The organism is Vibrio sp. AIC-3 (assembly GCF_013114515.1).
Lineage (GTDB): Bacteria > Pseudomonadota > Gammaproteobacteria > Enterobacterales > Vibrionaceae > Vibrio > Vibrio crassostreae_C.
This window is the reverse complement of record NZ_VTXG01000001.1, coordinates 23,593-35,675: the sequence shown is the minus strand read 5'-3', so window position 1 is coordinate 35,675 and position 12,083 is coordinate 23,593. Positions and strand designations below refer to the sequence as shown.

The 12,083-nt window shown below is 43.8% G+C and carries 9 protein-coding genes; 5 read left to right on the top strand and 4 right to left on the bottom strand.

The window, feature by feature from the left end; translation table 11 throughout:
* Positions 1–42 precede the first annotated feature (42 nt).
* Positions 43–2,325, bottom strand: a complete 2,283-nt coding sequence (nrdA, locus tag F0229_RS00150; RefSeq protein WP_017060992.1) for a class 1a ribonucleoside-diphosphate reductase subunit alpha — start codon at positions 2,323–2,325, stop codon at positions 43–45.
* A 508-nt stretch (positions 2,326–2,833) separates the two neighbouring features.
* A complete protein-coding gene (gene ubiG / locus F0229_RS00145; RefSeq protein ID WP_017063556.1) occupies positions 2,834–3,577 on the bottom strand; it encodes a bifunctional 2-polyprenyl-6-hydroxyphenol methylase/3-demethylubiquinol 3-O-methyltransferase UbiG in 744 nt (247 codons plus the stop codon).
* Between the two features lie 258 nt (positions 3,578–3,835).
* Here ubiG and gyrA point away from each other — a divergent pair, with 258 nt between their 5' ends.
* Positions 3,836–6,478, top strand: a complete 2,643-nt coding sequence (gene gyrA / locus F0229_RS00140; protein WP_017072500.1) for a DNA topoisomerase (ATP-hydrolyzing) subunit A — start codon at positions 3,836–3,838, stop codon at positions 6,476–6,478.
* Between the two features lie 169 nt (positions 6,479–6,647).
* The gene (locus F0229_RS00135) at positions 6,648–7,277 is read left to right on the top strand and encodes a tetratricopeptide repeat protein (protein WP_171732016.1); all 630 of its coding nucleotides are present in this window, start codon (positions 6,648–6,650) and stop codon (positions 7,275–7,277) included.
* A gap of 25 nt (positions 7,278–7,302) precedes the next feature.
* Here F0229_RS00135 and F0229_RS00130 read toward each other — a convergent pair whose 3' ends face one another.
* Both F0229_RS00130 and nrfA read right to left on the bottom strand, forming a co-directional pair.
* Positions 7,303–7,647 (bottom strand): rhodanese-like domain-containing protein, encoded by a 345-nt coding sequence (locus F0229_RS00130; protein ID WP_171732015.1) that lies wholly within the window; start codon positions 7,645–7,647, stop codon positions 7,303–7,305.
* Between the two features lie 125 nt (positions 7,648–7,772).
* Entirely contained in the window at positions 7,773–9,203 is a 1,431-nt protein-coding gene (gene nrfA / locus F0229_RS00125) for an ammonia-forming nitrite reductase cytochrome c552 subunit (protein ID WP_171732014.1), read from the bottom strand.
* A 481-nt stretch (positions 9,204–9,684) separates the two neighbouring features.
* On the opposite strand from nrfA, the gene nrfB reads away from it, so the two are divergent.
* The 3 genes from nrfB to nrfD are packed head-to-tail and all read left to right on the top strand — an operon-like array spanning position 9,685 to position 11,936.
* Positions 9,685–10,269, top strand: a complete 585-nt coding sequence (gene nrfB / locus F0229_RS00120) for a cytochrome c nitrite reductase pentaheme subunit (RefSeq protein ID WP_017101427.1) — start codon at positions 9,685–9,687, stop codon at positions 10,267–10,269.
* Between the two features lie 3 nt (positions 10,270–10,272).
* Positions 10,273–10,959 (top strand): cytochrome c nitrite reductase Fe-S protein, encoded by a 687-nt coding sequence (gene nrfC / locus F0229_RS00115; protein WP_017072498.1) that lies wholly within the window; start codon positions 10,273–10,275, stop codon positions 10,957–10,959.
* Positions 10,960–10,961: 2 nt separating this feature from the next.
* A complete protein-coding gene (nrfD, locus tag F0229_RS00110; protein WP_017063561.1) occupies positions 10,962–11,936 on the top strand; it encodes a cytochrome c nitrite reductase subunit NrfD in 975 nt (324 codons plus the stop codon).
* Positions 11,937–12,083: the final 147 nt, after the last annotated feature.

Here is a 12,083-nt window from a genome sequence, read left to right as displayed (position 1 = left end):
GAGAAGATAACTCTTCTCTGGGGTCTTAATGTTTATTGCGGTTTAGATCTTACAACCGCCGCCTTCACAATCTTCTTCCGGCACTTGAACTGCATCGCCTTGGTCGTCTTTAGCACCATCACGAGTGTTATGGTAGTAAAGCGTCTTAACACCGTACTTGTACGCTGTTAGTAGGTCTTGAAGCAGCTTCTTCATTGGTACTTTACCGCTGTCGTAAACACTTGGGTCATAGTTAGTGTTTGCAGAGATAGCTTGGTCAACGAATTTTTGCATGATACCCACTAGGTGTAGGTAACCGTCGTTAGAACCAATGTTCCAAAGTAGCTCGTAGTTCTCTTTAAGATTTAGGAAATCTGGGACCACTTGCTTAAGGATGCCGTCTTTCGATGCTTTCACTGATACGTAACCACGTGGTGGCTCGATACCGTTAGTCGCGTTCGAGATTTGAGACGATGTCTCAGAAGGCATAAGCGCTGTTAGCGTAGAGTTACGCAGACCGTGCTCCATGATCTCTTCACGTAGAGAATCCCAATCGTAGTGCAGTGGCTCTTCACATACTAAGTCGATATCTTTTTTGTAAGTATCGATTGGCAGTAGGCCTTTCGCGTAGTTGGTCTCGTGGAAAGATGGGCAACGGCCTTGCTCTTTCGCTAGTTCAACAGATGCTTTTAGCAAGTGGTATTGAATTGCTTCAAAAGTACGGTGAGTCAGGCCATTCGCGCTGCCATCAGAGTACTTAACACCATTCTTCGCTAGGTAGTATGCGTAGTTGATTACACCTACACCTAAAGTACGACGGTTCATTGTCGACTTGTATGCAGCTGGAAGCGGGTAGTCTTGGTAATCAAGCAGTGCATCTAGAGCACGAACAACCAGCTCAGAAAGCTCTGCTAGGTCGTCCAGTTCATTGATTGCGCCAAGGTTGAATGCTGAAAGCGTACATAGTGCAATTTCGCCTTCGTCATCTTCTACGTTAGAAAGTGGCTTAGTAGGAAGCGCGATTTCTAGACATAGGTTCGATTGACGAACAGGTGCTACTTCAGAATCAAACGGGCTGTGTGTATTACAGTGGTCAACGTTCTGAATGTAGATACGACCAGTAGAAGCACGCTCTTGCATTAGCAGAGAGAAAAGCTCAACGGCTTTAACCGTTTCACGCTTCACTGAAGGATCGTTTTCGTACTTAACGTATAGCTCTTCAAAACGGTCTTGGTTTTCGAAGAACGCATCGTAAAGGCCAGGTACGTCTGAAGGTGAGAACAGGCTGATGTTGCCACCCTGAACTAGGCGAGAGTACATAAGCTTGTTCAGCTGTACGCCGTAATCCATGTGACGAACTCGGTTCTCTTCAACGCCGCGGTTGTTTTTCAGTACTAATAGAGACTGAACTTCACCGTGCCATAGTGGGTAGAATACCGTTGCTGCACCGCCACGAACACCACCTTGAGAACAACATTTTACTGCTGTTTGGAAGTATTTGTAGAAAGGGATACAGCCCGTGTGGAACGCTTCACCATTACGGATTTCAGAACCAAGCGCACGGATACGACCTGCGTTGATACCAATACCAGCACGTTGAGATACGTAACGAACAATTGAGCTTGCTGTCGCGTTGATAGAATCAAGGCTGTCACCACACTCGATCAGTACACAAGAACTGAATTGACGAGTAGGCGTACGTACACCAGACATGATCGGTGTAGGTAGAGAAATCTTAAACGTAGACGATGCGTCGTAAAAACGTTTGATGTAGTCAAGACGAGTCGATTTCGGGTATTTAGCGAATAGACACGCAGCAACTAAAATGTAAAGGAACTGAGCACTCTCGTAGATTTCTTTCGTTACACGGTTTTGCACGAAGTATTTACCTTCGAGCTGCTTAACCGCTGCGTAAGAGAAGTCTAAGTCACGTTTGTGGTCGATGTACTCGTCAAGCTCTTCGAATTCAGCTTTCGTGTAGTCTTCCATAAGGTGGCTATCGTATTTACCCATATCAACCAGTTTTGCAACGTGGTCATACAGTGCAGGCGGCTCGTATTCGCCGTACGCTTTTTTACGTAGGTGGAATACAGACAGACGTGCTGCTAGATATTGGTAATCAGGAGTCTCTTCAGAGATTAAATCCGCTGCTGACTTGATGATAGTTTCATGAATGTCAGTAGTGGTGATGCCATCGTAAAACTGAATGTGAGCTTTCAATTCTACTTGTGATACAGAAACATTGTGCAAGCCTTCAGCTGCCCATGTAATCACGCGATGGATCTTCTCTAGATCGATCGTTTCTTTGCGCCCGTTACGCTTGGTAACAGTAAGTTGTTGGTTCATTCTGCTTAATTTCCCTAACAAAACTGAACAAGGCCGTGTTTTTGTGTATTTCTGTGTAATTTTTGTAAATTACGTTTCGGCTTTGTGATCTTGGTCTACCCATACATTGTAGTTCAAACACAACATATAGGGGTCATTTGTTTGTTGGGTTACAAGATAGTGCTACAACTGATATTTTTCAAGGTAAAGAAATGGGGTTGCTTGTGGATAAGTGGTGGATTGAAAAAAAACTGTAAGTGACCACTAACTGATGAGGTTATATGTGACTTGATTGTATAAAAGTCGGCTTTTAATGATGCTTTATTTTTGCACGCCCATAAAAAAAAATTCCTTGATCTTTGGCCAAAATGGGCGATTGATTTTAGGCGATTAAATTTAAATCGAGGTGGTCAAAATGGAAGCTAGCGCACGAAATTTAGACTGAAAAAAGTCGCAAAGTTATGGTAATTGCAACTCTTTTCATTCGTCTTTTTTACAAAAGGTTTTACGGTAGGGCTACCGATATTTTTTAGCCAAAGTTTTGCGTGTGGACGATGTAGTTTACGTCTACATTTGTGCCTAAACGATAAGTGTCCGTAAGAGGATTGTAGTGCAGCCCTGTAATCCCTAGTTCTTGCAGCGGAGTGTTATCGACCATCTTGATAAGTTCAGCAGGGCGAATGAACTTCTCGTGTTCATGAGTGCCCTCAGGAACAATCTTAAGTAGCTTTTCTGCACCAACAATAGCGAACAGGTAAGATTTGAAGTTACGGTTCAAGGTAGAGAAGAACACGTGACCACCCGGTTTCACTAATTTTGAACATGCACTAATCACAGATTGTGGATCAGGAACGTGCTCTAGCATTTCCATACATGTCACCACATCGTAAGTTTGTGGATTCTGTTCTGCATGGTCTTCGATGGTGCTCTGGATGTAATCGAGCTTGGTGCCAGTTTCCAATGCGTGAAGACGTGCCACTTCTAGCGGTTCTTTACCCATATCTAGGCCAGTGACTACTGCGCCCTCAACAGCCATGCTTTCAGCCAAAATGCCGCCACCGCAGCCAACATCGAGGACTTTCTTACCAAATAAACCTTCGGTCTTTTCTAGCACGTAATTTAGGCGCAGTGGGTTGATTTGATGTAGAGGCTTAAACTCGCCTTCCAGATCCCACCAGCGCGACGCCATGTCTTCGAATTTTTTGATTTCTGCTGGGTCTACGTTCTGTGATTTAGTCATAATCGGCATTTCCAAGTTAAATAATGCATCCATGAAATTGCAGGCATTATAACTTGCCTTTTCGCTCTGACCAGAAGATCTACAATTTTGCTAGTTTATTGGATGTAAAGTGACCATGTTTCAGCAAGATATGATGCGGAGGTGCAATTTCTCATCAATTGATTGGCTACAAGGGTCACAAGATGGTAAAAGGAGAGGGAAAGTGATGCCTCCGTAGGTAAATTTGTGTTATATTTTTCGGTCTTATACGTATTCAAAAATACGATCTGACTATAGAGGGAAAATGGCTCTATGAGCGATCTAGCGAAAGAGATCACGCCCGTAAATATTGAAGATGAGCTTAGAGGTTCATACCTAGACTACGCGATGTCCGTCATCGTTGGTCGTGCCCTTCCAGATGTGCGTGATGGCCTAAAACCTGTACACCGCCGCGTTTTATTCGCGATGAATGTACTAGGTAATGATTGGAACAAACCATATAAAAAGTCTGCTCGTGTAGTAGGTGATGTAATCGGTAAATACCACCCACATGGTGATAGTGCTGTATACGATACTATTGTTCGTATGGCGCAACCGTTCTCACTGCGTTACATGCTAGTTGATGGCCAAGGTAACTTTGGTTCTATCGATGGCGACTCCGCGGCTGCAATGCGTTATACCGAAGTTCGTATGGCGAAAATTGCTCACGAGCTCCTGGCTGACCTTGATAAGGAAACTGTGGATTACGTACCGAACTACGATGGTACAGAACAAATTCCAGCAGTACTTCCTACAAAAATTCCTAACCTATTGGTAAACGGTGCTTCTGGTATCGCAGTAGGTATGGCTACCAACATCCCACCACATAACCTTGGTGAAGTTGTTGATGGCTGTTTAGCATTTATCAATAATGAAGATATCACTATTGATGAGCTAATGGACTATATCCCTGGTCCTGACTTCCCAACAGCAGCACTTATCAGTGGTCGTAAAGGCATCGTAGATGCTTACAAGACTGGCCGCGGTAAGGTTTACATGCGTTCAAAAGCGGATATCGAAGTAGAGAAGAATGGTAAAGAAACCATTATCGTTACTGAGATCCCTTACCAAGTAAACAAAGCTCGTTTGATCGAGAAGATTGCTGAACTGGTTAAAGATAAGAAAGTAGAAGGCATCAGTGCACTGCGTGACGAGTCTGATAAAGATGGTATGCGTATTGTTATTGAATGTAAGCGTGATGCAGTAGGCGAAGTGGTTCTTAACAACCTATACGCTCAAACTCAACTGCAAACGACTTTCGGTATCAACATGGTTGCGTTGAATAACGGTCAACCACAGTTGTTCAACATCAAAGACATGCTTAAGTGCTTCGTAGACCACCGTCGCGAAGTTGTGACTCGTCGTACTATTTTCGAATTGAAGAAAGCACGCGACCGTGCACACATCCTTGAAGCATTGTCTCTAGCACTTGCTAACATTGATGAAATCATTGAACTGATCAAGAGCGCGCCAACACCAGCAGAAGCTAAAGTTGGTTTAGTGTCTCGTGGTTGGGATCTTGGTAACGTTGCTTCAATGCTTGAGCGTGCAGGTACTGACGCAGCTCGTCCTGATTGGTTAGAAGACCAATACGGCATCCGCGATGGTCAATACTTCCTAACGGAAACACAAGCACAAGCAATTCTAGAACTTCGTCTTCACCGCCTAACAGGCCTTGAGCACGAGAAGATTCTAGACGAGTACAAAGCACTTCTAGAAGAAATCGCTGAGCTAATGCACATTCTTGCAAGCACTGAGCGTTTGATGGAAGTTATCCGTGAAGAACTTGAAGCAGTACGTGAAATCTATGGCGACGAGCGTCGTACAGAAATCACAGCGGCAGTTCATGACATCGACATGGAAGAGCTGATTGCTCAAGAAGACGTTGTAGTAACGCTTTCTAACGCAGGTTACGTTAAGTACCAAATCCTAAGCGACTACGAAGCTCAGCGTCGTGGTGGTAAAGGTAAGAGTGCAACTAAGATGAAAGATGAGGATTACATTGAGCGTCTGCTTGTTGCTAATACTCACGATAACATCCTATGTTTCTCTACTCGTGGTAAGACATACCGTCTGAAAGTTTACCAACTGCCATTAGCAAGTCGTACTGCTCGTGGTAAGCCTATCGTTAACATTCTTCCTCTAGAAGAAGGTGAGCGTATCACGGCTATCCTGCCTGTTTCTGAGTTCTCTAACGAGAAATTCATCTTCATGGCAACGGGTGACGGTACAGTTAAGAAGACATCACTGGATCAATTCGCTAACGTACGTGCTAACGGCCTAATCGCAGTTAACCTACGTGACGACGATTCACTGATTGGCGTTGACATCACTAACGGTGATAGCGACATCATGCTGTTCTCTAAATCGGGCAAAGTTGTTCGCTTTAACGAGGACAAAGTACGTGCAATGGGCCGTACTGCCTCTGGTGTTCGTGGTATGAAGCTTCCAGAAGACGATCAAGTAGTATCGTTGATTGTTCCTTCTAACGAAGGCGATATCCTAACTGTGACTCAAAACGGTTACGGTAAGCGTACTGAACTAGCTGAATACCCAACGAAAGGCCGTGCAACGCAAGGTGTGGTTTCTATCAAAGTCTCTGAACGTAATGGCCCAGTTGTTGGCGCTGTTCAAGTTGAAGAAGGCGACGAAATGATGATGATCACCGACGCAGGTACGCTAGTACGTACTCGCGTTGCGGAAGTGAGCCAAGTTGGTCGTAACACTCAAGGTGTAACACTGATTCGTACTTCTGACGACGAGAACGTTGTAGGTCTACAACGTATCGACGAAGTAGAAGAAGCTGAGGTTGTTGAAGGCGAAGCTGAAGTAGCAAACGCTGAAGCAGCAGTCGTTTCTGAATCAAGTGAAGAGCAAGCATCAGACGCTTCTGATAGCGAGCAAGACACTGAGTAATCTTTCACTTCTATAAATAGAAGTTGAGACAAAAAGCCGAGCCATTGTGCTCGGTTTTTTATTACCTAGAATTTGGCTGTGACTTGTTTAAAAGCCAATAGCTAAACCTCGATCAATATTGTTTTAGTGAGAAAAAGGTACAGTAAAGCGTCAATGAAAGGAGAATGGAATGGATATCTGGTTACTGATTGCTTTGCTGCTAATGAGCCTATTTCTAGTGGCAATCGTGATCGCATCAAACAGAAAAACCAGTCATCTTAAAGGCAACCTCCTTATTTCATGTGTGGCGATATTAGCCAGCATTCTGGTTTGGTCTCAGATGAAACAAGAAGCCCCTCAACTTACTTCAAGTGACGACAGCAGCTATACAGCAACAGATTTCCAAAATGAACTTCAGCAGAGCCTGGAGCAAGACCCTAATCAATCAGACCTTTGGTTTAAGCTTGGTGGTGTTTATATGCAGAAAGGGGAGTTTGATGCTGCATTTACCTGTTACGACTATGCGATTCGTTTAGACCCACAGGCGCCTTCAGGGCTTTATGCAGCTAAAGCGAGCGCCTTGTATTACCTAAGTACACAGGCGATGAGTGATGATGTGAAAGTGCTCTTAAATCAATCCATGGAGCTTGATCCCAACGATCGTACGGCATTGATGTTGATAGCGACCGATCACTTCATCAGTATGCGCTACCAACAAGCGATCGATGCTTGGACTCAAATTCTCGATTCTAACCAGAAAGGCATTGATCGTGTCTCTATCATCCATTCGATCAACCAAGCTAAGCAAATGATCCGTTAAACGGGCACTATCTGTAATTTCGAGATTATTTGCTTTCTTGCATCTCAATTAAACCGCCAGCGTTGTGGATCTGTGTAAACCCTTGAGCTTTCAAATACTGGTAAGCTTGTCCTGAGCGGTTACCACTGCGGCAATACAAAACGATAGGTTGAGCTTTGTCTATGTTGGCAAAGTGCGTAGCGACTTCAGAAAGAGGGTAGTTAATCGCATTGTCCAGATGACCTTGCTTGAACTCTCCTGGTGTCCTGACATCAACGACCAGCGCACCTTCCTCAATCATTTCCCACCCTGTTTCTGCTCGTTCTGAGGCGTGAAGTCCTGAACTTGTTAATGCGATGCATAATGCCGAAAGCGAAAGTAAGTGCTTCATTCTTTGTTCCTTGAATTAGCTAAAAGGTAATGTGAAATTGGGACGGTTGAGTGCGCCCAAACCTAAAAAACCAGCCACACCATAATAGTGTGACTGGTTTTTACCTAATGGTCTAATTGAAGAAACTAGTATTCGTAGTTGGCTTCACGCTTTTCAGCTTGCTCTTCCCATTTAGGAACAACCGTGTCTAAGAAGTGTTGTTTCTCAGCGTTCATCTTATCCATGTCCATTCCAAGCGCTTTTTGAGCCGCTTCTTTGGTCGAAATATCTGGAATCTCGATTGGATCAGTGATGCCTTTCTTCGCCAGTAGACGAACAATCTTAGTTCGAGCATCGGCTGCGCGGTCAACGGCAGTACCTAGTACTTCTAGAGCGATTTCAGGGGCGTGCATATGAACACCATGAGATGCAATAGCGTAGTCCCAGCGCCATTGAGCATGACGAATATCCAGTAGGATAGGTTCCATCTCTTGCTCGGTCGCACCCGCTTCCCATGCTGCGCCAGCTTCAAAGTGAGCGGCTACGATTTGTTTCTCAGCAGTCAGCTTCATGTTCAGCACTTGCGCTTTACGGCTTGAAACGATGTTAAGCATGGTCTCTTTAGATTGAGTGTGACAGTTTGCACAGGTATCTTCGAAGCGGTCGAATGGGTTACCCACTTTATGGTCGGTATAAACGGTGCCATCTTCTTTGGTCACTTTCGGCATATGACAGTCAGCACAAACGACTTTGTTCTTACCGTGGATGCCTTCGCGCCATGTTTCGAAGCCTGGGTGCTGTGCTTTCAGCATTGGCGCTTTAGATACTTTGTGCGTCCAATCTTTAAAGCCGATTCCATCGTAATACTCTTCCATTTGCTCAACACGAGTCCCTTTATCCCAAGGGAATTTCACACCTTTTGTTGGACCCGTGAAGTAGTATTCCACGTGGCACTGAGCACAAACAGAAGCTTGTTGGTCTAAACGGCTTTGCTCATCAAACTTTTTACCAATCGCTTCAAATGCACGTTCAACATAAGGGCGTGTCACCTTCAGTGCTGGCTCACCATTTTTAAAGCCTTCGCTTTGGGTATCGTGACAATCTGCACAGCCAATAGGATTCACAATCTCGTTGCCAAGACGTGCCCATTTACCTTCAAAATAACCGTCTTCACCACGCTCTTCGATAACACGTGCTACGTCTGGGCTTTTACAACTCCAACACGCCATTGGCATAGGGCCTGAGCTTTCGTCCGTTGGGCCGCCAGTACGGAGCGTTTGTCTTACATCGTCAATCGCATAAAAGTGACCACGTGCTTTGTTGTAATCTTTTGCGAAGCCGTAGCCAGCCCACATGATAACCATGTTTGGATCTTCTTTTAGTGCGTCTTCAATCGTTTCGCTTTCTGAAGTTTGTCTCCATGAATGATATTGATCTGGGTGGTTTTGCTCGAACTGATCGTTACGAGGATCGCCAATTTCTTTTTGTTCAGACGCAGCAAAACTGGTCGCGCTTGCTAATGACGCGCTAACCATTAATAGTGCTGTGACCGAATTACGTATCCAATGCTTTTTCACAGTGATATCTCCAATATACTGATTTTTATACCAAGCGTTGTGAGTTTGCTATTCAAATTAAGAACTGGAGAATTGCTGTTTATATTAATTCATAAACAAACACATTTTGTTACGTGTTGGATATAGATTGTCCCAGATCAATTAATGGCAGTGACCTTAGTCACGTTGAAGTCTATATAACCCTAAAGTGGTATTAATGGTTAGATTAATTAGAATTTAACTGAGAATTATTATCATATATAACAATCAATTACCCAAATTGACCATGATATAAATAGGGTGATTGCGTTCACAGATTAACCTATCGAAATTTCGTATTACTCAATTAGAGGTATATTCTAACTATAGAAAGCGTTGTGGCTTATCCAAAATAAGAATTGATATCATTTAAACGGTAATAATATCGTTTAAGGGTACTTTTGTTTAACCGGAATATTATTTAGTTGAGAGTTAAATAATGCCGGTATAAGGAAAGGATAAAATGGGCAATATTAAATTGGCCATAGTCATAATGCTTAAATCCCTTCTAGCATTCTGCCTCTATGGTTATTCCATTCATGCTGTTGCTGAGCCTGCTGTTACGCCAGTAGGGGAATCAACAAGACATGAAGTCGAATTAATCCGTGACAAAGACTACAAGTGTGTTCAGTGCCATAAAGATTCAAAAGAAACGGTATTGGGTTCACATGGTGAAAGTGCACACGCTTTACTTGGTCGTGAAGTAAATTGTACCGACTGTCATAGTTCTATTAGCCCCGATCACCGTGAAGGTGCACCTGAAGTGGTGAAGTATCGCGCGGCTCAATCACAACCGGGAACCGAAAAGGTTTTCCTAGACCCTAGCTTAATTTTAGATGCCAATAGCCAATGTATAGATTGTCACAAACCGGATGATCTGCGCGAAGCGAGTTGGACCCACGATGTTCACGCGCAAAACTTAACGTGTTCAAACTGTCATGATGTTCATGCGACTGAAGCAAAGGTGTTGGGCTTAGATAAAAAGCAAACCATCAAGCTGTGTGTGGATTGCCATTCAGACTTCAACCAGAAGAAAGAAGAGGAGTAATCTATGAGCTGCTCAAGAAGAAACTTTTTAGCTGGCGCTGGTGCCGTTATTTTTACAACTGGTGTTGCAGGTACTGCAGCGGTTACAAGCCGCAAAACGCTGGCTAATGTTCAGGAAGATGGCACCAAGCGTTACGGAATGGTTCATGACGAAACCGCTTGTATTGGCTGTACTGCTTGTACTGAGGCGTGTCGTGAAGTAAACAAAGTGCCTGAAGGCGTGTCGCGCTTAGAAATCATAAAGAGCGAACCTCAAGGTGAATATCCAAATGTTGATTACCGTTTCACTCGTAACTCTTGTCAACATTGTGATAATGCACCTTGTGTGATGGTTTGCCCAACAGGCGCCGCCTATAAAGATGAGAAGACAGGAATTGTTGATGTACATAAAGAGAAGTGTGTCGGCTGTGGTTATTGCCTGCTAGCTTGTCCATATCAAGTGCGCTTTTTCCATCCAGAGAACAAATCCGCAGATAAATGTAACTTCTGCCGCGATACCAATCTTGCGCAAGGTAAATTACCTGCTTGTGTTGAATCTTGCCCTACCAATGCGCTGATATTTGGCGACTTAAATGACCCTAAGAGCGAGATAAACCAGGTACTTAAATCTGAAGTGGTTTACAGAGATAAGGCTTATCTAGGTACTCAGCCAAAACTCTATAAAGTGCCACACCAAAAAGGGGAGATTTGATTATGAGTGCATGGGATACAGCGTTTCAATCAGGTACCGTGGTTTGGGACTGGATCATTGCTATCTATCTGTTTTTGGCGGGTATGTCAGCGGGTGCAGTGATGATCTCGATTTACCTTAAGAGAAAGGTGATTGAGGACGATCCAGCGAATAATGGTGTATTAAAGGCAACGGCTTTTCTAGCACCATTCGGGATCATCTCAGGTTTATTGATCTTGGTTTTCCACCTGACGAAACCACTATCATTTTGGAAGATCATGATCTTTTATAATCCGACGTCAGTGATGTCGATGGGTGTGATCTTATTCCAAGTGTATATGGTGATCCTATTTGTTTGGATCGGCATTATATTCCGAAATCAGATTGCCGTATTCTTGAGTGATCAAGCATGGTTAAAAGGGCGACTCGATTTTGTCAGTAACTGGATTGGCAAATTAGAATCTTTTGAGAATGTTTTTGAAATATTCTTAGCTGTGCTTGCGCTATTACTTGCGGCTTACACTGGCTTCTTACTCTCTGCGCTAAATACCTTCCCAATGCTGAATAACCCAGTGTTGCCGATATTGTTCTTATTCTCGAGTTTATCCTCGGGAGCGGCGGCATGTATTTTATTTGGTGTGTTGGTCTTTAAGGAGTCTCCGCATAGTGCGAGTATTTCTTGGATCCACGGCTTCGAACGTCCTGTTGTTATGTTTGAACTGTTTGTCCTTGTTACTTTCTTCACTGGGTTGATATTTGCTGGTGGTCAAAGTGAGCAGGCAGTATGGAACGCGATTGGCGGTGGTTTCTGGGCAAGTTGGTTCTGGTATGGCGTAATTGGTGTGGGTATGGTTTTACCCTTGTTGCTTAACGCCGTGACACCAGCATCGGTTCGCCATAGTACTGTGTATATTTTCTCTGTTACTTCATTGAGTCTGATGGGCGTATTAATGCTAAGAACGTTTGTCCTTTATGCAGGACAATTAACGTTAGCTTAATTTCGCTCAAGGTTATAAGTGAGTGGATGTTGGATACTAAACATCTGCTCACTAAATTTCTTTTCGCTGAGTAGCAATAGCTAGTTGAGTTACATCAGCTAGTTGAGCAATCAATGCCAATAATGGTTTAACTTGGTTCTGCTTAGG